Annotated in this window: 23 protein-coding genes and 1 tRNA gene; 15 read left to right on the top strand and 9 right to left on the bottom strand. The window is 69.5% G+C overall.

From position 1 onward, the window contains the following. Nucleotides 1-102: 102 nt before the first annotated feature. Nucleotides 103-654: an SH3 domain-containing protein gene (locus AAHF99_RS17200; RefSeq protein ID WP_243955712.1), complete on the top strand. Its 552-nt coding sequence runs from the start codon at nucleotides 103-105 to the stop codon at nucleotides 652-654. 54 nt (nucleotides 655-708) lie between these two features. Here the strand turns inward: AAHF99_RS17200 and irr are convergent, their stop codons facing one another. Next, entirely contained in the window at nucleotides 709-1,227 is a 519-nt protein-coding gene (gene irr, locus AAHF99_RS17195) for a Fur family transcriptional regulator Irr (protein WP_243955713.1), read from the bottom strand. Nucleotides 1,228-1,418: 191 nt separating this feature from the next. Between irr and fabA the strand changes: the two genes are divergently transcribed. From fabA to fabI, 3 genes are all read left to right on the top strand, one after another. Next, entirely contained in the window at nucleotides 1,419-1,958 is a 540-nt protein-coding gene (gene fabA, locus AAHF99_RS17190) for a 3-hydroxyacyl-[acyl-carrier-protein] dehydratase FabA (RefSeq protein WP_243955714.1), read from the top strand. A gap of 183 nt (nucleotides 1,959-2,141) precedes the next feature. Beyond that, a complete protein-coding gene (gene fabB / locus AAHF99_RS17185; RefSeq protein WP_342165730.1) occupies nucleotides 2,142-3,368 on the top strand; it encodes a beta-ketoacyl-ACP synthase I in 1,227 nt (408 codons plus the stop codon). A gap of 99 nt (nucleotides 3,369-3,467) precedes the next feature. Further along, nucleotides 3,468-4,298, top strand: coding sequence for an enoyl-ACP reductase FabI (fabI, locus tag AAHF99_RS17180; protein ID WP_342165729.1), 831 nt, complete (start codon nucleotides 3,468-3,470; stop codon nucleotides 4,296-4,298). Nucleotides 4,299-4,300: 2 nt separating this feature from the next. Here fabI and AAHF99_RS17175 read toward each other — a convergent pair whose 3' ends face one another. After that, nucleotides 4,301-4,564: a hypothetical protein gene (locus AAHF99_RS17175; protein WP_342165728.1), complete on the bottom strand. Its 264-nt coding sequence runs from the start codon at nucleotides 4,562-4,564 to the stop codon at nucleotides 4,301-4,303. Nucleotides 4,565-4,690: 126 nt separating this feature from the next. Here AAHF99_RS17175 and AAHF99_RS17170 point away from each other — a divergent pair, with 126 nt between their 5' ends. Next, on the top strand, nucleotides 4,691-4,930 hold the full coding sequence (locus AAHF99_RS17170; protein WP_243955718.1) for a DUF2188 domain-containing protein: 240 nt from the start codon (nucleotides 4,691-4,693) through the stop codon (nucleotides 4,928-4,930). A 22-nt stretch (nucleotides 4,931-4,952) separates the two neighbouring features. On the opposite strand, the gene AAHF99_RS17165 is transcribed toward AAHF99_RS17170, so the two are convergent. After that, entirely contained in the window at nucleotides 4,953-5,834 is an 882-nt protein-coding gene (locus AAHF99_RS17165; protein ID WP_342165727.1) for a methyltransferase domain-containing protein, read from the bottom strand. Between the two features lie 146 nt (nucleotides 5,835-5,980). Here AAHF99_RS17165 and AAHF99_RS17160 point away from each other — a divergent pair, with 146 nt between their 5' ends. Together AAHF99_RS17160 and AAHF99_RS17155 are read left to right on the top strand one after the other, a co-directional pair. After that, nucleotides 5,981-6,211 (top strand): hypothetical protein, encoded by a 231-nt coding sequence (locus AAHF99_RS17160; RefSeq protein WP_243955720.1) that lies wholly within the window; start codon nucleotides 5,981-5,983, stop codon nucleotides 6,209-6,211. A 74-nt stretch (nucleotides 6,212-6,285) separates the two neighbouring features. Then, the gene (locus AAHF99_RS17155) at nucleotides 6,286-6,993 is read left to right on the top strand and encodes a ComF family protein (protein WP_342165824.1); all 708 of its coding nucleotides are present in this window, start codon (nucleotides 6,286-6,288) and stop codon (nucleotides 6,991-6,993) included. Here AAHF99_RS17155 and AAHF99_RS17150 read toward each other — a convergent pair. Continuing rightward, a complete protein-coding gene (locus tag AAHF99_RS17150) occupies nucleotides 6,990-7,586 on the bottom strand; it encodes a GNAT family N-acetyltransferase (protein ID WP_342165726.1) in 597 nt (198 codons plus the stop codon). The genes AAHF99_RS17155 and AAHF99_RS17150 overlap by 4 nt on opposite strands. 266 nt (nucleotides 7,587-7,852) lie before the next feature. Here AAHF99_RS17150 and zapE point away from each other — a divergent pair, with 266 nt between their 5' ends. Further along, nucleotides 7,853-9,085, top strand: coding sequence for a cell division protein ZapE (gene zapE, locus AAHF99_RS17145; protein WP_412759903.1), 1,233 nt, complete (start codon nucleotides 7,853-7,855; stop codon nucleotides 9,083-9,085). Nucleotides 9,086-9,091: 6 nt separating this feature from the next. Here the strand turns inward: zapE and ubiB are convergent, their stop codons facing one another. The 3 genes from ubiB to leuB all read right to left on the bottom strand — a co-directional run bounded on the left by ubiB (nucleotide 9,092) and on the right by leuB (nucleotide 12,654). Further along, nucleotides 9,092-10,654: a 2-polyprenylphenol 6-hydroxylase gene (gene ubiB, locus AAHF99_RS17140; RefSeq protein ID WP_342165725.1), complete on the bottom strand. Its 1,563-nt coding sequence runs from the start codon at nucleotides 10,652-10,654 to the stop codon at nucleotides 9,092-9,094. A 13-nt stretch (nucleotides 10,655-10,667) separates the two neighbouring features. After that, nucleotides 10,668-11,441, bottom strand: coding sequence for a bifunctional demethylmenaquinone methyltransferase/2-methoxy-6-polyprenyl-1,4-benzoquinol methylase UbiE (ubiE, locus tag AAHF99_RS17135; RefSeq protein WP_342165724.1), 774 nt, complete (start codon nucleotides 11,439-11,441; stop codon nucleotides 10,668-10,670). Between the two features lie 103 nt (nucleotides 11,442-11,544). Further along, nucleotides 11,545-12,654, bottom strand: a complete 1,110-nt coding sequence (gene leuB / locus AAHF99_RS17130; RefSeq protein WP_342165723.1) for a 3-isopropylmalate dehydrogenase — start codon at nucleotides 12,652-12,654, stop codon at nucleotides 11,545-11,547. Nucleotides 12,655-13,057: 403 nt separating this feature from the next. Between leuB and AAHF99_RS17125 the strand changes: the two genes are divergently transcribed. Both AAHF99_RS17125 and AAHF99_RS17120 read left to right on the top strand, forming a co-directional pair. After that, nucleotides 13,058-14,632 (top strand): 2-isopropylmalate synthase, encoded by a 1,575-nt coding sequence (locus tag AAHF99_RS17125; protein WP_342165722.1) that lies wholly within the window; start codon nucleotides 13,058-13,060, stop codon nucleotides 14,630-14,632. Nucleotides 14,633-14,733: 101 nt separating this feature from the next. Then, nucleotides 14,734-14,809, top strand: a tRNA-Lys gene (locus AAHF99_RS17120). Nucleotides 14,810-14,916: 107 nt separating this feature from the next. Here AAHF99_RS17120 and AAHF99_RS17115 read toward each other — a convergent pair. Continuing rightward, nucleotides 14,917-15,909, bottom strand: coding sequence for an SDR family oxidoreductase (locus AAHF99_RS17115; protein WP_342165721.1), 993 nt, complete (start codon nucleotides 15,907-15,909; stop codon nucleotides 14,917-14,919). Between the two features lie 94 nt (nucleotides 15,910-16,003). Then, nucleotides 16,004-17,284, bottom strand: a complete 1,281-nt coding sequence (locus tag AAHF99_RS17110; protein WP_342165720.1) for a glycosyltransferase — start codon at nucleotides 17,282-17,284, stop codon at nucleotides 16,004-16,006. A 304-nt stretch (nucleotides 17,285-17,588) separates the two neighbouring features. On the opposite strand from AAHF99_RS17110, the gene AAHF99_RS17105 reads away from it, so the two are divergent. The 5 genes from AAHF99_RS17105 to AAHF99_RS17085 are packed head-to-tail and all read left to right on the top strand — an operon-like array spanning nucleotide 17,589 to nucleotide 22,113. Then, nucleotides 17,589-18,089, top strand: a complete 501-nt coding sequence (locus AAHF99_RS17105) for a GAF domain-containing protein (RefSeq protein ID WP_342165719.1) — start codon at nucleotides 17,589-17,591, stop codon at nucleotides 18,087-18,089. A 13-nt stretch (nucleotides 18,090-18,102) separates the two neighbouring features. Beyond that, nucleotides 18,103-18,540: a GlcG/HbpS family heme-binding protein gene (locus tag AAHF99_RS17100; RefSeq protein WP_342165718.1), complete on the top strand. Its 438-nt coding sequence runs from the start codon at nucleotides 18,103-18,105 to the stop codon at nucleotides 18,538-18,540. Next, on the top strand, nucleotides 18,540-20,132 hold the full coding sequence (locus AAHF99_RS17095) for a peptide ABC transporter substrate-binding protein (RefSeq protein WP_342165717.1): 1,593 nt from the start codon (nucleotides 18,540-18,542) through the stop codon (nucleotides 20,130-20,132). Before AAHF99_RS17100 ends, AAHF99_RS17095 begins: the two co-directional genes overlap by 1 nt. Beyond that, nucleotides 20,129-21,052 (top strand): ABC transporter permease, encoded by a 924-nt coding sequence (locus AAHF99_RS17090; protein ID WP_342165716.1) that lies wholly within the window; start codon nucleotides 20,129-20,131, stop codon nucleotides 21,050-21,052. Before AAHF99_RS17095 ends, AAHF99_RS17090 begins: the two co-directional genes overlap by 4 nt. Further along, nucleotides 21,049-22,113 (top strand): ABC transporter permease, encoded by a 1,065-nt coding sequence (locus tag AAHF99_RS17085; protein ID WP_342165715.1) that lies wholly within the window; start codon nucleotides 21,049-21,051, stop codon nucleotides 22,111-22,113. The genes AAHF99_RS17090 and AAHF99_RS17085 overlap by 4 nt, the downstream gene beginning before the upstream one ends.

Raw genomic sequence — 22,113 nt, 5'->3', positions numbered from 1 at the left:
CGCCGGCCGTGATGGCCTGTCTAGCAGAGGCCGGGCGGAACACAATCGGAGCGCGGATCGACCATTGGGGGATCCGCCCCGGACGTCATTCCCGGAGGGACGATGCGCGCGCTACGCCCGACTCTCATCGCCGTCCTGTTCGCCGGCACCATGGGCCTCGCCGGCCCCGCCCTGGCGCAGGAGAACGGCGTCGGCCCGGTCACGAAGCTGCCGCTGCCGCGCTATGCCAGCCTCAAGACCGACCGCGTGAACCTGCGCGAGGGTCCCTCCAAGGACCACCGCACCCTGTGGGTGTTCCAGCGCGCCGGCTTGCCCGTCGAGATCATCGGCGAGTTCGAGACGTGGAGGCGGATCCGCGATTCCGAGGGCACCGAGGGCTGGGTGCTGCACTCGCTGCTGTCCGGCCGGCGCACGGCCATCGTGAATGCCGGGCCGGACAAGGACGGCGCCAAGGCGGCGGTACCCCTGCGGTCGAGCCCCGACGACACGTCGAGCGATCAGGCGCGGCTGCAATCCGGGGTGATCGGCAACGTCAAGACCTGTGGCGGGACGTGGTGCCGCTTGGTTGTCACGCTCCCGTCGAAGCGCGATGTCGACGGGTATATCCGCCAGAATCGCCTGTGGGGCGTCTATCCGAACGAGAAGGTGGAATGAAAAAGGCCCGGCGCAAGCCGAGCCTTTTCCGTTGATAACCTCGTGGTCGGCCGCTCAGCCCTGCTGGCGACGGCCGGCGGGACGGCTGCGGCGGAGGCGAACGATCACCTCGACGCCCGCGATCTCCATGCCCTCAGGAGCCTCGGGAAGCGAATCAACCGTGATGCCGCAATCCGGCATGTCGATCACCGCGCCTTCTTCCTCAAGGTAGAAGTGGTGGTGCTCGCTCGGGTTCGTGTCGAAATAGGCTTTCGACCCGTCCAGCGCGAGCTGACGCAGCAGCCCGGCCTCGGTGAACTGATGCAGCGTGTTGTACACGGTCGCCAGCGAGACCGGCACCTTGGCGCGCATCGCCTCGTCGTAGAGCATTTCCGCCGTCAGGTGACGGTCGCCCCGGCCGAACAGCAGCCATCCCAGCGACAGGCGCTGACGGGTCGGGCGCAGGCCGGCGCGACGAAGCCGCTCCCGCAGGTCCGAAAGCGGGCAACCACGACGGCCGGCTCCGTTCGCCTCCGTTTGGAAGGCGGGGATACGACCGCTGAGGACAGCCTGCAGGGGCACCATCTCTGACATTGGGGACTGAACGCTCTGAGAGAGGGCAAACAATTGCTACGAGTATACGGAAGGCGACCCCGCGTCGCAACCCGGCGCAGCTTGACGGGGCGAGACGCTTTGAACGCGCCCCCGCCCGTGCTAACCCGCCTGCGGATGGGCCGGCGATGGGCGCTGGAACGTCGCTACTGAACGGGAATTGCTGCGCTTTCATGCCGCCCGACGCCGACACCGCGCAATCGCCGGCCCCGAGCCGCCGCTCGAGCTACTCCTACGAGGATCTGTTGGCCTGCGGGCGCGGCGAGCTATTCGGACCGGGCAACGCGCAATTGCCGCTGCCGCCGATGCTGATGTTCGATCGCATCACCTCCATCGGCGAGGAGGGCGGCGCCCACGGCAAGGGCCATGTCCTAGCCGAGTTCGACATCCGCCCCGACCTCTGGTTCTTCCCCTGCCATTTCCAGGGCGACCCCGTGATGCCGGGCTGCCTGGGTCTGGACGCCCTGTGGCAGCTCGTGGGCTTCCACCTGGGCTGGTTGGGTGCCTCCGGTCGCGGCCGCGCCCTTGGCGTCGGCGAGGTGAAGTTCGCCGATCAGGTGCTGCCGACCGTCAAGAAGGTCGTCTACGGCGTCGATCTCAAGCGCGTCCGCCAGGGCCGACTGGTCCTCGGCATCGCCGATGGGTGGTTGGAAGCCGACGGAAACCGCATCTACGAGGCGACCGATCTGCGCGTCGCACTTTTCCGGGCCTAGAACGCCTGATATCCGCTCCCATTTAGGAGGCCGGATCGGGTCGAAATCGGCCCGGCCGGTCGAAGTTAAGGGTGGCGCGGGCAACGCCTGACGTTCCGGACTGTTGAGATTGCACCGGCTACCCCTTAGCTGACCGCAACGCGGCGCGGGCAACCGTCGCCGCGACGGAGGTTTGGTTTTTCCATGCGCCGCGTCGTCATCACCGGGATGGGCATCGTCTCGTCCATCGGCAACAACACGCAGGAGGTTCTGACCTCCCTTCGCGAGGCACGCTCGGGCATCACCCGCGCCGTGCCCTTCGCCGAACACGGCTTCCGCTGTCAGGTCCAGGGTGCCCCCACCCTCGACCCGGAGACGGTGCTCGACCGGCGCGCCATGCGCTTCCATGGCGGCGGGACCGCCTGGAATCAGGTCGCCATGGAACAGGCGATCCGCGATGCCGGCCTTGAGGACGGCGACGTCTCGAACGAGCGCACCGGCATCATCATGGGCTCGGGCGGCCCCTCGACCCATGCCATCGTGGAGGCGGCCGACATCGCCCGCAGCAAGGGTCCGAAGCGCGTCGGCCCGTTCGCGGTGCCGAAGGCCATGTCCTCCACCGCCTCGGCCACGCTGGCCACGTGGTTCAAGATCAAGGGCGTGAACTATTCGATCTCGTCCGCGTGCGCGACGTCGAACCACTGCATCGGCAACGCCGCCGAGATCATCCAGGGCGGTCGGCAGGACATCATCTTCGCGGGCGGCTGTGAGGAATTGGATTGGACGCTTTCCGTCCTGTTCGACGCCATGGGCGCCATGTCCTCCAAGTACAACGACACGCCGGCCCGGGCCTCCCGCGCCTACGATGCGGGCCGGGACGGCTTCGTGATCGCCGGCGGCGCGGGCGTGGTGGTGCTGGAAGAGTACGAGCACGCCAAGGCGCGCGGCGCGCGGATCTACGGCGAGATCGCCGGCTACGGTGCCACCTCGGACGGCTACGATATGGTGGCCCCCTCGGGCGAGGGCGCGATCCGCTGCATGAAGCAGGCGATCGCCGGCCTGAAGGGCGTGAAGATCGACTACATCAACCCGCATGCGACCTCGACCCCAGTCGGCGACGACAAGGAGATCGAGGCGATCCGCGAGGTGTTCGGCAACGGCGACGCGTGCCCGCCCATCGCGGCCACAAAGTCGCTCACCGGCCATTCCCTCGGGGCGACCGGCGTGCAGGAGGCGATCTACTCCCTGCTGATGATGAACAACGGCTTCATCTGCGAGAGTGCGCATATCGACGAGATCGACCCCGCCTTCGCCGACATGCCAATCCTCCGCGCCCGCCGCGACGGGGTGAAGCTCGGCCACGTCCTGTCGAACTCCTTCGGCTTCGGCGGTACCAACGCGACGCTGGTCCTGAAGCATATCGACGCCTGACGGGCGGCGATTGGACAGGGCCGCGGAGGGCGGGCTAAGGCAAGGGCTCAGAGCCGCCCTCTCATCGGGGGCGGCGGGCCACGATGAAGACGGTTTCGCATGACGGGTTTGATGGCAGGCCGGCGCGGTCTGATCATGGGCGTGGCCAACGACCATTCGATCGCCTGGGGCATCGCGAAGATGCTCCACGCCCACGGCGCTCAGCTTGCCTTCACCTATCAGGGCGATGCCCTCGGGCGCCGTGTCGCGCCGCTCGCCGCCAAGCTCGATTCCGATATCGTGCTGCCCTGTGACGTGGAGGATCTCGCCTCCGTCGATGCGACCTTCGACGCCCTCGACGCGCGGTTCGACGGCCAGCTCGACTTCGTGGTCCACGCCATCGGCTTCTCGGACAAGGCGCAGCTGAAGGGCCGCTACGTCGATGTCACGACGCGCGAGAACTTCGTGCGCACGATGACGATCTCGTGCTTCTCCTTCACCGAGATCGCGCAGCGCGCGGCCAAGCGGATGAAGAACGGCGGCTCGCTGCTGACGCTGACCTACGGCGGCTCGACCCGCGTCATGCCCAATTACAATGTGATGGGCGTGGCCAAGGCGGCGCTCGAAGCCTCCGTGCGCTACCTCGCCACTGATCTCGGGCCGGACGGCATCCGCGTGAATGCTCTCTCGGCGGGGCCGATGCGGACGCTGGCAGGCGCGGGCATCGCGGATGCGCGGCTGATGTTTAACCACCAGCGTGCCCACGCTCCCCTGCGGCGGACGGTGACGCTGGACGAGGTGGGCGGCTCGGCGCTCTACCTGCTCTCGTCGCTGTCGGGCGGCGTCACGGGCGAGACCCATTTCGTGGATTCGGGCTACAACATCATCTCGATGCCGCGCCCGGACGTGCTCCAGGCGCAGGACGAGGCGGGCGTCGTCGGCGACGCCTGAGGCTACTCCTCCGGGATACGGCCGGGCGGGATCGGCCCGGCCTCGGCGCCGCGCGACCGACGCGCGGCCCGTTCCGCCCGCGCCGCCGCGACCTCCCGCTGAGAGGGCGCTGCGGACGGGTAGTTCGAGGCGAACGGGTTGGCCGGCGCGGCGCCCGGCGTCCCGCCGAACAGCCTGTCGAGGAAGCCTTCCTCCGCCCGTGCCGGCAGGGCGCTGAGCGTCAGCACGCAGGCGGCACAGGCGAGAAGACGGGGATGAAGCGGCATCGAATGACCCTGCGAGCGAGGAGCCGATGCCTCTGATGCCGCATTCGGGCGGATCGGTGGCTGCGGAACCGCTACGGTGCCCCAGCGGTTCGCGCTCCGAAACCCGTTCACGCGTTCGGAGGCGTCATGTCGGAAGTCACCTATCACATCGTCGAGCACGACGGCGGCTACGCCTACAAGGTCGGCGACGTCTTCTCCGAAACCTTCCCCAGCCGGGACGAGGCGCTTCAGGCGGCCCAGGCCGCCGCCGCCGAGCAGCAGGTGCCGGGCTCGACCGAGGGCATCCGCTATCAGGACAAGGCGGGCCAGTGGCACGACGAGACCGCACAGGGCAACGACCGCCCGGTGGCCAAGGTCGAAGAGTAAGGCGTCGCGCGGGGAGGGCGGACTAGCTGCCCTCTCCCTTCAACTCAACGGTCCCGAGGGCATCGGCTAAGCGTGCCGAGGCGCTGCCCGGCTTGAGCGGCTTCTGCTGGCTCTCGTGCGGCGCCCAGCCGAGAAGCCAGACCAGTTCGAAGCTCGCCCGGATCCGACCGTCCGCATCCGCGAAGCGCTCCGCGTAGATCTGCGCGGCGCGCAGCAAGGTCGCCCGGCGCATCGGGCGTTTCCGGCGGTCGGTGAGGGCGTTTGTCATGCCCATCGCGCGCAGATCGCGCATCAGCGCGAACGCATCCGCATAGCGCACCGTTAGCATGTCCGAATCCGCCACCGGCAGGGCGATGCCCGCCCGCTGCAGAAGTCCGCCCGCCTCGCGGATCGCCACGAAAGGCGCGACGTGCGGGCTCACCCCGCCCTCGATCTCGCTTTCGGCCTGGGTCAGGCTCTGACGCAGTTCGGTGAGGGTCGCCCCGCCAAGCAGGCATCCCACAAACAGCCCATCCGGCCGGAGCGCCCGGCGGACCTGCACCAGCACGCCCGGCAGGTCGTTTACTGCGTGCAGGGCGAGCAGCGAGACGACAAGGTCGATGCTGGCCGGACCGATAGGTAGCGCCTCCGTGTCGGCCACGGCGCGGCCCGGACCTGCTTCCGGCAGGGGAGCGAGCCGGTAGCGCTCAGCCTCGGGATAGCGCCGCGCCAGGACCGCATCGGCCACGGCCGCCGGGCTGCCGAGATCGAGCACCCGGCGGAAATCGCGCATCACCGTGCCGAGCCGATCCTCAAGATCTTCGGCGGCTCGTTCGAGCAGGAAGCCGGCATAGCCGCCGGCCTGCGCGCGGGCGAGGCGGCGGCGGATCAGAGCGGTGTCGAAAAGCGGATGGGGCGTACTCATCACCGGGTGAAATGGCGTATGCAGGGGCGCGATACCACCCGCGAAGACGTGAAGTCGGCCGAGGGATGAAAACGGAACTGGACACCGCACCCGCCGTTCCTGCCCCACAAGCCAGTCGGCTCATGGATTCGTTCGGGAGAAACCTGATGAAGCGTCTGATTCTCGGAACCGTCGTCGCCCTGTCCGCCCTCACCGCCACCGGCGCCGCCGAGGCGAAGGGCTGCATCAAGGGCGCCCTCGTCGGCGGTGTCGCCGGCCACATGGCGGGCCACGGCGTGATGGGCGCGGCCGCCGGTTGTGCCATCGGCCGTCATCGCGCGAACTCCAAGGCGAAGGCCGCCGACCAGCAGGCGATGCAGCCTGCCGGGGCGCGCTGAGCACCCTCACCGACAAGTCCGGCGGCGTCCTCCGGGGCGCCGCCGCCTCCCTTCGCCGGGCGCGGGATCTCGCGCTGGGCCTCGTCTATCCCCCGACTTGCGCCGGATGCGGCGCCGCCACCGCCGATGCGGGTGCGTTCTGCCCCGCCTGCTGGTCTGGCCTGCGGCTCATCGAGGAGCCGCTGTGCGACCGCCTCGGCATAGCCTTCGCCGTCGATCTTGGGATCGGCCGGCTGACGTCCCCCCAAGCCTTCGCACAGCCCCCCGTCTTCGCGCGGGCGCGGGCCGTGGCGCTCTACGACGACGTGGCACGAGGCCTCGTCCATCGCCTGAAATACGAGGACCGGCACGATCTCGCCCGGCCGATGGCCCGGATGATGGCCGGTGCCGGGCGGGACCTGATCGCGCAGGCCGATTGCATCGTGCCGGTCCCGCTGCATCGCTGGCGGCTGTGGCGGCGGCGCTTCAATCAGGCGGCGCTGTTGGCGCGACCCCTTGCAGACGGAGCGGGTCTGCCCTTCCTCCCCCACGCGCTGATTCGCCAACGCGCCACGCGCTCGCAGGTGGGCTTGAGCCGTGCGGGCCGCGCCGAGAACCTGTCGGGGGCGTTCCACGTCCCGCCCGCCGAGGCGCACCGGCTGGCCGGGCTTCGCGTGCTCCTCGTGGACGACGTGCGCACCACGGGGGCCACCGCGAACGCCGCCGCCCGCGCCTTGCTGCGGGGCGGTGCGGCGTCTGTCGATCTCCTCACCTTTGCCCTGGTGGGGGAGCCGATCGGCTAGGCCGCGTCCTTCCGGTCGAGGGTCTTCGCCGAGACCGAGAGGGTGAAGTCGAAGGCCTCCGCGATGCTCTCGTACCAGAGCGAGAGGGGCGTCGCCCGGTTCAGGTGCAGCGAGCCGTCCGCATCGAGCCCGTCACGGCTGAGGGTGGCGCCCTGCCGGGCAGCGAGGCGGATCATCGGCCCGTTGCGGGCGAAGCAGCGGACATGGAGATCACACACGCCGCGGTTGCGCGCCGCCTGGGTGATGCGCGCGAACAGCGCGGCGCCGAGGCCCATGCGGCGGAACGGGCGCTCCACCGCGAAGGCGGCTTCCGCCTCCGGCCCGATGAAGTAGTTCGACGGGCCGGGGCCACCGGGCCGCAACTCGCCGAGGCCGCGCAGGCTCCCATCGAGGAAGGCGCCGAACATGACGCCGCGCGCGGACATCGCCTGATCGGCATAGGCCCGGAGGCCCGCCTCGCTGACCTGCCCCATGAAACGGTTGGCACGGGTGTCGGCGTCGAGGCGACAGAAATAGTCCAGCACGGCCTGCCGGTCGCTGAGCCAGAGCCGGCGGACGATGGGTGATGAGTCTAAGTGCCGTTGGTCGGCCATGAACGTCTCCGGTCGTTGGCGCCTCGGCGCCACGGGACACGGACGTTCCTCCCGAATAGACCTGGGATATGGCAGAGCATACGCCGTTGTGCAATGCAGCAAAACCGCCGCATGGGTTGTGGTGCGGGGGCTGCGATGTGGTTCGGACATGGAACGGTTTGCTTGAACCGTCGAGCCGAAAGACTTGATTCGGAGGGGCGGGCCACGGCACAGGAACGGCGCCGCCCGGCGACGCCGGGCATCGGACTTGGCGAGGAACCGGTTTCGTGAGCCAGACATCCGGCGTGGGGCGCGGCCCGTCTCCCGAGGCACGCCGCAGCGCCGTCTCGCCCGGCCCCGTCCATGACCGCTACGAGGCGCTGATCGCCACCGGCGCCATCGAGCGTGACCCGGCACAGGTCGCCGCCGTGCGCAGCCTCGATGTCATCGTGCAGGAACTCGGTCGGCGCAAACGCGCGAGCAAGAGCAGCGCCCTCGGCTGGCTGTTCAAGCGCAAGGACGAGCCGGAAGCGGTGCGGGGCCTCTACGTCTGGGGCTCGGTCGGTCGCGGCAAGACCATGCTGATGGACCTGTTCTACGAGGCCGCGCCGGGACCCAAGCGCCGCGTCCATTTCCACGGCTTCCTGGCCGACGCGCATGAACGCATCCACGCCTACCGGCAGGCGCTGAAGCGCGGCGAGGTGAAAGGCGACGACCCCATCGGCCCCGTGGCCGACGCCCTGGCCGACGAGGCGACGCTCCTGTGCTTCGATGAGTTCACCGTCACCGACATCGCGGACGCGATGATCCTGGGGCGGCTGTTCAATCACCTGTTCCGCCGGGGCGTGACCGTCATCGCCACGTCGAACGTCGAGCCCGACCGGCTCTACGAGGGCGGCCTGAACCGGGCGCTGTTCCTGCCCTTCATCGAGGTGCTGAAGGAGCGCGTCTCCGTGTTGCGGCTCGATTCGCGGACGGATTTCCGCCTCGAAAAGCTGGGGAGCGCCAAGGTCTGGCATGTGCCGGCGGACGACGCGGCTCGCGCCGCCCTCGATGCCGCCTTCAAGGGCCTCACCGGCCGAACGAAGGGGGCGGAGGGAAGCCTGACGGTGCATGGCCGCGCCGTGCGGGTGCCGCAGGAGGCCGGCGGTGTGGTGCGCTTCGGCTTCGACGACCTCTGCCGCCAGCCGCTCGGCGCTTCGGATTACATGGCGGTCGCCCGCGCCTACCACACGGTGCTGATCGACGGCATTCCGGTAATGCAGGAGGCCGAGCGCAACGAGGCCAAGCGCTTCATCACGCTCATCGACACCCTCTACGACCGCAACGTGAAGCTCGTCGCCTCGGCGGCGGCCGAAGCGCAGGACCTCTACACGGCCAGCACCGGCCGGGAGGCCTTCGAGTTCGACCGCACCGTCTCCCGCCTGATCGAGATGCGCTCGGAGGAGTACATCGCCAAGCCGCACGGCCGCGCGACGTCCGAGGCCAGCGGGTCGAGCAGCGGCTTGGTCGAGACGTAGCGGGGCTTACAGGCCCCGGAACGCCAGGGTCAGCGCACCAATGGCGATGCCCCAAAGCGCCAGCGTCGACCAAACGGCGCGAAGACGTTCGTTGCGGGCGAACCGTTCGAGCCTCTTCGCGTCCCCCGTGCCGGCCTCATCGAGCCGCACGAGGACGCGCTTAAGGCGCACGGCGAGGTCGGGGAAGTCCGTCACCACGTCGGAGAGGGTCCGCAACGCCTCCGCGCCGCTCTGAAGCCGTCCGATGGGGCCGAGATTGTGGGCGATCCACGCGCGCACCACCGGCTCGGCGGTGGTCCACATGTCGAGCTTGGGGTCGAGGGAGCGGGCCACGCCCTCCACCACCACCATCGTCTTCTGCAGCATCACCAGTTCGGTGCGGGTGCTCATGTCGAACAGGGCGGTGACGTCGAACAGCAGCGTCAGCACCTTGGCCATTGAAATCTCGTCGGCCTTGCGCTGGTGGATCGGCTCACCAATGGCGCGGATGGCCTGGGCGAAATCCTCCACCGAATGGTGCGCCGGCACGTAGCCCGCTTCGAAATGCACCCGCGCCACCCGCAGGTAATCGCGGGTGATGAAGCCGAGCAGGATTTCGGCGAGGAAGCGCCGCTCGTTCGGCCCGAGCCGGCCCATGATGCCGAAATCGACCGCCACCAGCCGGCCCTGGCCGTCCACGAACAGGTTTCCCTGGTGCATGTCGGCGTGGAAGAACCCGTCGCGGATCGCCTGACGCAGGAAGCTTTGGATCACCGCGCGGCCGACTTTGCGCGGGTCGTGCCCCGCCGCGACGATGGCCGCCGGGCCGTGCAGCTTGATGCCGTCGATCCACTCCGAGGAGAGCACGTCGCGGGCGGTCAGCTCCCATTCGGGGCGGGGCACGCGGAAATCGTCGTCGCCCTTGGTGTTCTCGGCCAGTTCGGAGGCGGCCGCCGCTTCGAGGCGGAAATCCATCTCCATCAGCACGGAGCGCGCCAGGATCTCCACCACCTCGCGCGGGCGCAGGCGCTCGGCCTCTGGCGAGAGGGCGTGGACGATCCGCGCCATGAAGCGCATGACTTCGAGGTCGCGCTTGAACCCGTCGCGCACGCCCGGGCGCATCACCTTCACGGCGAGGGCGCGCTGGGTGCCGTCCGCATCCTGCACCACGGCCCGGTGGACCTGCGCGATGGAGGCGGCGGCGATGGGCTCGCTGAACGAGACGAAGAGCTGGCCGATCGGCTTGCCGAACGCGGCCTCCACCACCCGCACGGCGGTGGCTTGCGGGAAGGGCGGCACCCGGTCCTGAAGCTTTTCGAGATCGAGCGCGGCGCGCATCCCGACGATGTCGGGGCGGGTCGCCAGGAACTGCCCGAACTTCACGTAGGACGGCCCGAGCCGCGTCATCGCCGCCGACAGACGCGCGGCGCCGTCGCCGAGGCCCTTCCGCTCGATGGAGCGGCCGACCTTCAGGGCGAAGCGCAGGACAGCCGGCATCTCGGACGGGTCGGCGAAGGCGAGCGCGCCCTCGCGGACGAGTACGAAGCCCACCCGCGCCCCACGGACGAGGTTGATGGCGGCGCCGATCACGAGTGCACCACCCTCAACTGACCTTCCAGCCGGAATGGATCGCCACGATGCCGCCGGAGAGCGGCCGGTCGGTGACATGGCGGAAGCCCGCCCGCTCGATCATGCCGGCGAAGGCGCCGCGCGTCGGGAACTTGCGGATCGATTCCACGAGGTAGCGATAGGAATCCGCATCGCCCGCCACCCGCGCGCCGATGCGCGGGATGACGTGGAAGGAATAGGCCTCGTAGATCTTGTCGAGCAGCGGCACGTCGACCGCCGAGAACTCGAGGCATAGGAAGCGCCCGCCGGGCTTCAGCACCCGCCGCGCCTCGCTGAGCGCGAGATCGATGCGCGGCACGTTCCGGATGCCGAAGGCGATCGTGTACGAATCGAAGGAGGCGTCGGGCAGCGGCAGGCTCTCGGCGTTGCCGGTGACGAAGTTCACCCGGCCCTCGTACTTTTCCGGCGCCCGCTCCGCGCCGACGCGCAGCATCGACTCGTTGATGTCGAGCACCGTCACCCGCGTCGCCGGACCGCCCGCATCGAGCACCCGGAACGCCACGTCGCCCGTGCCGCCGGCCACGTCGAGATGGTCGTAGGGCCGCGTCTTGGACGGGCGCAGCATCGAGACGAGCTGCGCCTTCCACGCCCGGTGCAGCCCCGCCGACATCAGGTCGTTCATCACGTCGTAGCGGCGGGCCACGGAGTGGAACACGCTGTCGACGCGTCCCTGCTTCTCGTTGAGGGCCACCCGCTCGAAGCCGAAATCCGTGGTTTCGCGACCCGAGCCCTCGTCCGACACCGTCATGCTGCTCCCGCCCTTCGCGCCCGGACCGCCGAGCGATCCGGGCGTCTTAACCGGAGTCCGGCCACGCCGCCATGCGTCCCAGACGGCGTCCCACGGGGTGTTTTCAGCCGACCCGCGCCTTGAGCGCCGCGGCGATGGCCTCGGCCATGGCCTTCGTGCCCATCGGGTTGGCGCTCTGCCCGGCGATGTCGGCGGTGCGGGCGCCCCCGGCCAGCGCATCAGTAATGGCCCCGTCGAGGGCATCCGCCGCATCGCCCAGACCGAACGAGTAGCGCAGGCACATGGCCAGCGAGCCGATCATGGCGATGGGGTTCGCCTTGTCCTGCCCGGCGATGTCGGGCGCCGAGCCGTGCACCGGCTCGTAGAGGGCGCGGCGCAGGCCCTTCTCATCGACGGCGCCGAGGGAGGCCGAGGGCAGCATCCCGAGGGAGCCGGTGAGCATCGCCGCGATGTCCGAGAGTACGTCGCCGAACAGGTTGTCGGTTACGAGCACGTCGAACTGCTTCGGGCGGCGCACCAGCTGCATGGCGCAATTGTCGGCCAGGATATGCTCCAGTTCGATGTCGGCGTAGTGCTCGGCATGGACGCGGGTGACGACCTCCTTCCACAGGACGCCGGTCTTCATCACGTTGTGCTTCTCGGCCGAGGCGACCCGGCCCGAGCGCTTGCCCGCGAGATCGAAGGCGACATGCGCGATGCGCTCAATCTCGCCCGTCGTGTAGACCTGCGTATCCACCGCCCGCTTGCCGCCATCGGGCAGCTCGGTGATCTGCTTCGGCTCGCCGAAATAGACGCCGCCGGTCAGCTCGCGCACGATCATGATGTCGAGGCCTTCGACTAGCTCGCGCTTGAGCGCGGAGGCCTCGGCCAGGGCCGGGTAGCAGATCGCCGGACGCAGGTTCGCGAACAGGTCGAGATCCTTGCGCAGGCGCAGGAGCCCCGCCTCGGGGCGGTTCTCGTAGGCGACGCCCGCCCATTTCGGCCCGCCCACCGCGCCGAGGAGGATCGCGTCGGCGTCCTTCGCGCGCTGCAGGGTCGCGTCGGCCAGCGGCACGCTGTGGGCATCGATGGCGCAGCCGCCGACGAGGTCGGTCTCGGTCTCGAACGAAGCGAGCCCCGTCTCCTTCAGCGCGCCGAGCACCACCTGAAGCCCGCCCGCCACTTCCGGGCCGATGCCGTCGCCGGGCAGGAGCAGGAGTTTGTAGCTGGCCATGGTGGGTCTCGCGCACGATTTGAGAGAACTTGCGCGGCTTTAGTGCGGTCTCCGTCCGAGGGGAAGCCGTCCGCTCCCGCCATGCCCTTGAGTTTCGAACGGTGCAGATGTACCTCTTCGCGCCTGACGCGCGTCTTCAGCCGCGCGACCCATGAGGAGAGACGAGCCTTGGCCAGCGCCGGCTCAGCGTCCGAGATCGCCGGTGCCGCTCACGCGGCCCTGCTGTCGCGCGCGCGCCCGGTCCTCCTCCTCGACCTTCTGCTTACCCGCCCCTGAGGGCCGTCCGGGCATGCGCCTGGGCCCTTAGGGGATTTTGTTTCGCGAATAACCGCCCGACGAGGGCATTCCCCGCCTCCGGCCAGCAGCCCGGGCGGAGCGCGACAGGGTTCAGGAAGGCGACACGATGAGCACCCAATCCCCGACCCAGACGACCGGCACCCGTGACCGCGTCCTGATCTTCGACACGACTTTGCGCGACGGCGAGCAATGCCCCGGCGCGACCATGACCTTCGACGAGAAGCTCGCAGTCGCCGAACTGCTCGACACGATGGGCGTCGACATCATCGAGGCCGGCTTCCCCATCGCCTCCATCGGCGATTTCGAGGCCGTGTCCGAGATCGCCCGCCGCACCAAGCGTGCGACCATCGCCGGGCTGGCCCGCGCCATCACCGCCGACATTGCGCGCGCCGGCGAGGCCGTGCGACGCGCCCAGCGCGGACGCATCCACACCTTCGTCTCGACCTCGCCGATCCATCTCGCACACCAGATGCGCAAGACGCAGGACGAGGTGCTTGAGATCATCCTGAAGACCGTCGCCCAGGCCCGCGACCTCGTGGAGGACGTGGAGTGGTCGGCCATGGACGCGACCCGCACGCCCATCGACTACCTGTGCCGCTGCGTCGAGGCGGCGATCAAGGCGGGCGCCACCACGATCAACCTGCCCGACACGGTGGGCTACGCTACGCCCGCCGAGTACCGGGACATGTTCCGGAGCGTGCGCGAGCGGGTGCCGAACGCCGACAAGGCGATCTTCTCCGTACACTGCCACAACGACCTCGGCCTCGCGATCGCGAACTCGCTGGCGGGTATCGAGGGCGGCGCCCGGCAGGTGGAGTGCACCATCAACGGCATCGGCGAGCGGGCGGGCAACGCGGCGCTCGAAGAGATCGTGATGGCGATCCGCACCCGCGCCGACGTGATGCCCTACGAGACGGGCATCGAATCGCAGATGCTGACCCGCGCCTCGAAGCTCGTGAGCCATGCCACGAACTTCCCGGTGCAGTTCAACAAGGCCATCGTCGGGCGCAACGCCTTCGCGCACGAGAGCGGCATCCACCAGGACGGGATGCTGAAGAATTCCGAGACCTACGAAATTATGACGCCGGCCTCGGTCGGCCTCACCAAGACCTCCCTCGTGATGGGCAAGCATTCCGGCCGGGCGGCCTTCCGCTCCAAGCTGGACGATCTCGGCCTGCACCTGTCCGACAACCAGTTCCAGGACGCGTTCGAGCGCTTCAAGGCGTTGGCCGACCGCAAGAAGCACGTCTACGACGAGGATATCGAGGCTCTGGTGGACGAAAACCTCGCCACTGCGCAGGACCGGATTCGGCTGGTCTCCCTGTCGGTCATTGCGGGCACGCGTGGGCCGCAGAGGGCGACCCTGCGCATCCAGGACGAGGCCGGCTCGCGGATCGAGGAAGCGGACGGCAACGGGCCGGTGGATGCCGTCTTCAACGCGATCCGCGCCCTGGTCCCGCACGAGGCGCAGCTCGACCTCTACGACGTCCACGCCGTGACCGGCGGCACCGACGCCCAGGCGGAGGTGACGGTGCGCCTGCGCGACGGCGACCGCAGCATCACCGCCCGCGGAGCCGACCCGGACACGCTGGTCGCCTCGGCGAAGGCCTACCTGTCGGCACTGAACAAGCTCTCGGCCCAGGCCGTGCGGCTCCATGCACAGCACGCAGCGGCCGAGTGAGAAAAAATCGCCGCCGGGGGTGGACAGCCCCCGGTGGCATTGGTATCAGCCCGGCACCCCAGACGGACTTGGTGGCCGGCGGGGGCGATCACTTAGTGATCGGGCGCATAGCTCAGTTGGTAGAGCAGCTGACTCTTAATCAGCGGGTCCTAGGTTCGAACCCTAGTGCGCCCACCAAGACTTCTCCCAGACATTCCAGACATCTTGAACCGCATCCACTTTTGGTTGGATCGCGGCGGATGTTGAGGACGGCAGGTCGGCCTGCCGCCCGAGCCGATGGTCGTTCAAGACTCTCGTGAAGTGCGGGTGCCGAGGGCGAGACCAAGCAACGCTGCCGCGCCGACTCCTGCTACGACCAGTCCCGTGCTCATCGTCCCAGCGGAGGGCACGCCCTTGCGTTTGCGCCAGCCGCCGTCGGCGGTCGTGCCCTGCGGGATCGGGTCCTTCAGCGCGCCGTGGGTTCGGGGGCCCGGATCGGCACGGTCGAGGGCGAAGCGGAAGCCCGCCCCCATCATGCGCTCCGTCAGACTCGGCGCCAGAGCGTAACCCGCCTGGGCGAGACGCGCCGGCCAACCCACCGCTACTTCGTGACGGGGATGGCGCACGAGCCGGACATAAGCCTCGGCCACGTCCTCCGGCGCATAGTAGAGATGGCCGGGGTTGAGGGTCTTGCCGGAGACGTTCGCCCCGTGTTCCAGGCCGGGCGTGTCCACGATGGCGGGGAAGACGCCGCAGACATGGATGTGCTTGTGCCGGGCGAGTTCCTGCCGGAGGCTCGCCGAGAAGCCGCGCAGGCCGAACTTGCTCGCCGTATAGGCCGCCGCGAAGGGCGTCGGCGCCCATCCGCCCATCGAGACGGTGTTGATGAGCGTGCCGCGTCCCCGCCGCTGGAAATGCGGCAGCACCGCGTAGGCGCCGTGGATGGCGCCGAGCAGGTTGATCGCGATGGTCTCGCGGTGAAGATCGAGCGGGGCGTCGAGCAGCGGCCCGAAGACGCCCGCGCCGGCGTTGTTAATCCAGACGTCGATCTTGCCGAACCGACGCACCGCCCCGTCGGCCAGCGCCTCGACGGCTCTCGGGTCTGTCACATCGGTGGGAATGGCGAGGGCCTCGCTGCCCTCCTCGCGGATCTCCCGCGCGAGGTCTTCCAGAACCTCGGCGCGGCGCGCGGCCAGGACGACACGGGCACCTCGCTCGGCGAAGGCCCACGCGGCGGCGCGTCCGATGCCGCTCGACGCTCCCGTGATGACGACCGTCGATCCGCGCACCTGCGCCATGTTCCGCTCTCCCGTCCGTGCTGTTCGAAGGGCGAACCGGGGGCAGGCGCTCCTGTTCCTGCGGCCAAGAGACGTGTCGCCCGGCCGCCGGGGATCACGCGCCCAGCGTTTCGGGGATGCGGACGAGCCCGTCGATGGCGGCCAGGATCTCGCGGCCCGCATCACGCGCGGCGAAGGCTTCGGCGATGACCCCGCCTCGATCCCGGTAGCGCGGATCGGACAGGGCCGTCTCGACCGCATCGCGGAGCGCCGCGACGGAGGGCGTGTTGGTGGCGAGATTGATGCCGGCCCCGGACCAGCCGATGCGGGCGGAGACCTCCGCCTTGTCCTCGCTCAGGCCTGCCGAGACGATGGGAATGCCGGCCGAAAGCGCCTGACAGACGCTGCCGTAACCGCCGTTGGTAACGAGCAGGTCGATTTCCGGGAGGATTTCGCCGAAGGGCAGGAAGCGCTCCACGCGGGCATTGGCCGGGATCGGGACGGTGAGGGCCGAGATCGGACGCCCACCGGTCGTGGCGATGACGAGCAGGTCGTCGCGGTGCGCCAGGGCCTGCAGGGTGGGCTCCACGACCTGGCCGAACTCCGCATTGGCCAGGGTGCCCTGCGTCACCAGCACGATCCGCTTGCTGCGGTCCCGCGACGCCCACCAATCCGGCACCGAGGCGTTCGTTCGCGCCATCGGCAGCAGACCAACGAAATGCAACGTCTCCGGCAGCGAACCGAAATCGTATTCGAACTCCGGCACGCTCGGCTGGAGGAAGGCATCCGGCAGGATGGCGATGGACTGGGTGAGCGAGGCCGGCAGGCCCGGCAGACCGAGTTCGGCGAGCCGGCGGTCGGCGCGCGCCCGCACCGGGCCGACGAAGGCCGCGTCCATGCCGGCTTTGAACTGCGCGTAGCGGGCGAAATCCGCCTCGTCGCGGGCGGGGGGCAAACCCATCCCCAGGGGAGCGCCATCCGGCCTGTCGAGAAACAGGATGCTGATGTTCACGACGACGATGGGCGGCCGGGGCTTCGTATCGAGGAGCAGCGGCAGCACCCCGAGGAACATGCTGCCCGCCACGATCACATCGGGCGCCTCGCTGGCGATCAGCTCGCGGAGCCGCGCAGCCTGAACGGGCATCGGCGCGATGAAACGGCGGTCGAACTCATTGGTCCAGCGCTCCGGGCCGGGCGGCAGGGTCGGTTCGAGATAGCCGGCGGAGCCTTGATCGTCGTATGACGAGAAGCGCAGGCCCGCCTCCGTCACCTTGTCCGCGAAGGCGGGATCGGTGAGGACGGTGACGCTGTCGCCGCGGGCCGACAGAAGCCGGCCGATGGCCAGCAGCGGGTTGACGTGCCCGGTCAGGGGCGTGGCGGCGATGAGCACTCTCACGGCGAACTCCTACGGGTATGTGTCCTCACCGGACAATTCGCCGAAGTGTTCGCGTCGTTGCAGTGCAGCGGCCTCTTAAGTGCGTCGCCGCACGTCGAGCCGGCGATTCACGGGTGATTCAGGCACGGGGGCTTTTCCTCTGAGTGGTTTCCACCGTGGGCGGCACCGCTGCGACTTCGCTGCCACGCCGGGCCGCGTGATAGCGTAGCGGTGGAACGCCTTTCCGGCCCCGCTCATTCACCTATTAGATCGATGAGGGGCTTACCCACCCCCTTGAGCGATGGTTCATCGCGAGATTTTCTGGATGTTGCTGACGACCGAATACGACGACGATCATGGTGTCCGGCTGGCCGAGGCGGCCAAGTCGCTGGCGGCCGCGCGCTCGGTGGACGAGATCGTGGCGGTGCTCTGCCGGACTGCCCGCGACGTCGTCGGCTCCGATGGGATCGCGGTGGTGCTGCGGGAGGGTGATTTCTGCCATTACGCCGCCGAGGACGCCATCGAGCCCCTGTGGCGCGGCGCGCGGTTCCCCATGACCGAATGCGTCTCCGGTTGGGCGATGCTGAATGGGCGCACGGCGGTCATCCCCGATCTCGAGAACGACTCTCGGGTGCCGCAGATCGCCTACCGGCGCACGTCGATGCGCAGCCTTGCCATGGTGCCGATGGGCACGCCGGAACCCGTCGCGGCGCTCGGCGCCTATTGGTGCGCGTATATCGAGCCCGACGAATCCACCGTCCGGCGACTTGAGATCCTGGCGCAGGTGGCCACAATCGCGTTCGAACGTGTGTCCCACTTAGCCTGAACGCGAAGCACCGATGATCGATCTGACCCTGGAGGCCGCCCGCATCGTCGTGGCGACGGCCCTGCGCACCGCGCGTGAGCGGCACCTGAAGCCCATGGCGGTGGTGGTCTACGATGCGCGCGGTGCGCTCCGCTGCGTCGAGGTCGAGGACGGGGCGTCCCTGCGTCGCGCCGAAGTCGCCTGCGGCAAGGCCAACGGATCGCTGGCCCTCGGCATGGGCTCGCGGGCCATCCATGCCCGCGCCGAGGCGCAGCCCTATTTCGTGGCCGCGATCAGCCACCTCGCCGGGCCCGACGCCCTGGTGCCGGTTCCGGGCGGCGTCCTGATCCGGGGCAAGGACGGGCGTCTGCTAGGCGCGGTCGGCATCTCGGGCGACACCTCGGACAACGACGAGATCTGTGCCGTCGCCGGGATCGAGGCCGCCGGGCTCGTGGCCGAGACCGGCGCCTGATGCGCCTGCGTCGGCGGGATTGGCTCGCCGGCGCCGCCGCGCTCGCCGCCACGTCGGGTGCCGCCGCCGCCGGGGATCCGCTCTACCGGCGCGGCAACGACGCCGACCCGGAAACCCTCGATCCCCACAAGTCCTCCACGGTCGCGGAGGCGCACATCCTGCGCGACCTCTGCGACGGGCTGCTCACCTACGACAATCGCGGGGCCATCGTGCCCGGCGCGGCGAAGGCATGGTCTGTCTCGGAGGACGGCATGACCTATCGCTTCACACTGAATCCCGACGGGCGCTGGTCGAACGACGAGCCGGTGACGGCGGCGGATTTCGTCTATTCGCTCCGGCGGATCATGGACCCGGCGACGGGCGCCAAATACGCCGAGGTGCTGTTTCCCATCGCCAACGCGGCCGCCATCAATCGCGGCGAGAAGCCGGTGGACACCCTCGGTGTCTCGGCGCCAGACCCGGCAACGGTAGAGATCAGGCTCGAAGAGCCGACGCCGTACTTCCTCGAACTGCTGACGCATCAGACGGCGGCGCCCGTCCACGCCGCGTCGGTGACGCAACACGGCGAATCTTTCACGCGGCCGGGCAACCTCGTGACGAACGGCCCCTACCGGCTGATCGACAACGTGCCGGGCGACCGCATCCTGCTGGACGCCAATCCGCACCACCCCGACGCCGCCTCGGTGGCGATCCGCCGGGTCGCCTTCCTGCCGACGCCGGATCTGTCGGGGGCCGTGCGCCGCTACGCCGCCGGGGAGATCGATTCGCTGTCCGACCTGCCCGGCGACCAGATGGTGGCGCTTCAGGACCGGTTCGGAGCGCAGGTGGTGCTCGGCCCGGCCCTCGGCCTCGCGGCGCTCGCCATCAACACCCGCAAGGCGCCGTTCTCGGACGCGCGGGTGCGCCGCGCCCTCTCGCTAGTGATCGACCGCGACTACCTCGCCCAGGCGCTCTTCGGCGACACGATGAGCCCGGCCTATTCCCTCTGCCCGGAGGGCCTAGACCATTACCGCACGCCGCCGGAAACGGCGGGACGCAAGGGACTGCCCATCGACCACGAGGAGGAGGCCCGCGCCCTCCTCACCGCCGCCGGTTTCAATCCGAAGAGCAATCCGCTCAAGGTCGAGTACCGCTTCAACATGAGCGACAACAACCGCAATATTGCGGTGGCGCTCGCGGAGATGTGGCGCGACCTCGGCATCGTGACGCGCTTCGTCTACACCGATGCGAAGACGCATTTTGCTTATCTGCGCGACGGCGGTGATTTCGACATTGCCCGCATGTCCTGGATCGCCGACTATTCCGATCCGCAGAACTTCCTGTTCCTGCTCCAGACCGGCAATGACGGCTTCAATGCCGGCCGCTGGTCGAACCCGGATTACGACGCGCTGCTGAAGGAGGGCGCCCGCGAGCGCGATCTCGCGCGGCGGGCCGACCTCCTGTACCGGGCCGAGGAGATCGCGCTGCGCGAGCTGCCCTGGATTCCGCTGATGCATTACCGGACCAAGGCGCTGATCTCGCCGCGCCTCCAGGGATACCACCCGAACCTGCGCAACGCCGCGCCGACCCGCTACCTCAGGCTGACGGCATGATCGGCCTCGTCCTGCGGCGGCTGGGGCAGGGGGTGCCGACGCTGCTCGCGGTGGTGGCGCTGAGCTTCTTCCTGATGCGCCTCGCCCCAGGCGGGCCGTTCGACCTCGAGCGCCCGCTCTCGCCGGCCGCGATGGAGAACCTGCGCAGGGTCTATGGGCTGGATCGACCGCTCATCGCGCAGTTCGGCAGCTACCTCACGGCCTTGGCGCGGGGCGATCTCGGGCCGTCCTTCTCGTTCCGCGACATGAGCGTTGCCGGGCTGATCGCGCGGGGCCTGCCGGTCTCGGCGACCCTCGGCGCCCTGGCCCTCGTCGTCGCCTGTGTCTTCGGCATCGGGCTCGGCTGCGTCGCCGCGCTCCGGCGGGACGGATGGATCGACCGGGCCATCGGCCTCGGTGCCGCGCTCACCCTGTCACTGCCAAGCTTCGTCGTCGCGCCCCTGTTGCAGATCGCCTTCGGGCTCACCCTGCGCTGGCTTCCCCTCAGCGGATGGGAGGAGGGCGATCCGCGCCATCTCATCCTGCCCGTCCTCACCCTGGCCCTTCCCCAGATCGGGGCGCTGGCGCGCCTGACCCGCGCCTCCCTCGGGGAGGTGCTGCGCACCCAGCCGGTGCGGACCATGCGCGCCTTCGGCCTGCCGCCCATTCTGGTCACGCGCCATGCCCTGCGCGGGGCGCTGCTGCCGGTGGTGGCCTATCTCGGGCCACTCGCCGCCGCGCTGCTGACCGGGTCGGTGGTGGTGGAGACGATCTTTGGCCTGCCGGGCATCGGGCGCTACTTCGTCGAGGGCGCCGTCAACCGCGATTACACGCTGGTGATGGGCGTGGTGCTGCTGGTGGCAGTGCTGGTCATCGTCCTGAACCTCGCCGCCGACCTCGCCTGCGCGTGGCTCGATCCGCGCCTGCGGGCGGGAGCATGATCCGGCGGCTGGCCCGCGCGCGGGGCGCCGTCGCCTCCCTCGTCGTGCTGGCGCTACTAGCGCTCGCCTGCCTCGTCGGGCCCGCCTTCACCGGGCACGAGCCCGACCGCTTCTACCCGGACCTGCGCCAATTGCCCGCCGGGCTGACGGCCCAGCCGGACGACGCGCATCTGAAGCCAGCCCTGGACCGCATCGCGTTCCGTATGCGCGCCCGTGTCGCCACCTTCGCGCGGGACGGCGACCGCCTGCACCTTACCCTGGCCTCGGACCAGCCCATCGACCGGCGCAGCCTCGTCTACCTGCCGCGCTCCGACCTGTTCGGCCCACCGTCGGTGGTGGCGGAGGAGGAGGGCGGGCGCCGTCTCCTCCTCGATATGCCGATCCGCCATCTGCGCTTCCTCCTCGGCACCGACGTGCATGGGCGCGACCTGCTCACCCGCAGCCTCGTGGCGGGGCGGGTCTCCCTGGCGGTGGGGCTGACGGCGACGCTGGTGGCGCTGCTGATCGGCGTCGGCTACGGCGCGGTGGCGGGCTATGCCGGCGGGGCCGTAGACGCCGCGATGATGCGCGCCGTCGATGCGCTCTACGCGCTGCCCTTCGTGTTCTTCGTCATCCTGCTGCTGGTGTTCTTCCGCGCGAGCCTCGTGCTCATGCTGCTCGCCATCGCCGCCGTGGAGTGGCTCGACATGGCGCGGATCGTGCGCGCGCAGACCCTCTCCCTGCGCGAGCGCGATTTCGTCCGCGCCGCCCGGGCGCTGGGCCTGTCGGCGGGGGGCATCGTGCTCCGGCACATCGTGCCGAACACGCTGGGGCCGGTGGCCGTCGCGGCGACGCTCCTCGTGCCGCGCGTGATTTTGTTGGAGAGCTTCCTGTCGTTCCTCGGCCTCGGCGTGCAGGAGCCGCAGACGAGTTGGGGCGTGCTGATCGCGGAAGGCGCCCGCGCCATCGAGGCCGCGCCGCACATGCTCGCGGCGCCGGCCGCCTTCCTCATCGCGACGCTGGTCTCGCTGAACCTCCTCGGCGACGGCCTCGCCGACGCCCTCGACCCCCGCGCCGGCTGA

The sequence above is a fragment of the Methylobacterium litchii genome, from assembly GCF_038442315.1.
Taxonomy (GTDB): Bacteria; Pseudomonadota; Alphaproteobacteria; order Rhizobiales; family Beijerinckiaceae; genus Methylobacterium; species Methylobacterium litchii.
The sequence above is the reverse complement of the archived record's forward strand: the minus strand, read 5'-3'. Positions and strand labels throughout refer to the sequence as shown.

Excerpts from the sequence above, each read along its gene's own strand:
- AAHF99_RS17100 (WP_342165718.1), top strand. The coding sequence starts at position 18,103 with ATGATCGATCTGACCCTGGAGGCCGCCCGCATCGTCGTGGCGACGGCC.
- AAHF99_RS17170 (WP_243955718.1), top strand. The coding sequence starts at position 4,691 with ATGTCGGAAGTCACCTATCACATCGTCGAGCACGACGGCGGCTACGCC.
- AAHF99_RS17175 (WP_342165728.1), bottom strand. The coding sequence starts at position 4,564 with ATGCCGCTTCATCCCCGTCTTCTCGCCTGTGCCGCCTGCGTGCTGACG.
- AAHF99_RS17160 (WP_243955720.1), top strand. The coding sequence starts at position 5,981 with ATGAAGCGTCTGATTCTCGGAACCGTCGTCGCCCTGTCCGCCCTCACC.
- fabA (WP_243955714.1), top strand. The coding sequence starts at position 1,419 with ATGCCGCCCGACGCCGACACCGCGCAATCGCCGGCCCCGAGCCGCCGC.
- AAHF99_RS17115 (WP_342165721.1), bottom strand. The coding sequence starts at position 15,909 with ATGGCGCAGGTGCGCGGATCGACGGTCGTCATCACGGGAGCGTCGAGC.
- AAHF99_RS17200 (WP_243955712.1), top strand. The coding sequence starts at position 103 with ATGCGCGCGCTACGCCCGACTCTCATCGCCGTCCTGTTCGCCGGCACC.
- AAHF99_RS17105 (WP_342165719.1), top strand. The coding sequence starts at position 17,589 with ATGTTGCTGACGACCGAATACGACGACGATCATGGTGTCCGGCTGGCC.
- fabB (WP_342165730.1), top strand. The coding sequence starts at position 2,142 with ATGCGCCGCGTCGTCATCACCGGGATGGGCATCGTCTCGTCCATCGGC.
- leuB (WP_342165723.1), bottom strand. The coding sequence starts at position 12,654 with ATGGCCAGCTACAAACTCCTGCTCCTGCCCGGCGACGGCATCGGCCCG.
- AAHF99_RS17085 (WP_342165715.1), top strand. The coding sequence starts at position 21,049 with ATGATCCGGCGGCTGGCCCGCGCGCGGGGCGCCGTCGCCTCCCTCGTC.
- AAHF99_RS17125 (WP_342165722.1), top strand. The coding sequence starts at position 13,058 with ATGAGCACCCAATCCCCGACCCAGACGACCGGCACCCGTGACCGCGTC.
- AAHF99_RS17165 (WP_342165727.1), bottom strand. The coding sequence starts at position 5,834 with ATGAGTACGCCCCATCCGCTTTTCGACACCGCTCTGATCCGCCGCCGC.
- fabI (WP_342165729.1), top strand. The coding sequence starts at position 3,468 with ATGACGGGTTTGATGGCAGGCCGGCGCGGTCTGATCATGGGCGTGGCC.
- AAHF99_RS17095 (WP_342165717.1), top strand. The coding sequence starts at position 18,540 with ATGCGCCTGCGTCGGCGGGATTGGCTCGCCGGCGCCGCCGCGCTCGCC.
- irr (WP_243955713.1), bottom strand. The coding sequence starts at position 1,227 with ATGTCAGAGATGGTGCCCCTGCAGGCTGTCCTCAGCGGTCGTATCCCC.
- AAHF99_RS17150 (WP_342165726.1), bottom strand. The coding sequence starts at position 7,586 with ATGGCCGACCAACGGCACTTAGACTCATCACCCATCGTCCGCCGGCTC.
- ubiE (WP_342165724.1), bottom strand. The coding sequence starts at position 11,441 with ATGACGGTGTCGGACGAGGGCTCGGGTCGCGAAACCACGGATTTCGGC.
- AAHF99_RS17090 (WP_342165716.1), top strand. The coding sequence starts at position 20,129 with ATGATCGGCCTCGTCCTGCGGCGGCTGGGGCAGGGGGTGCCGACGCTG.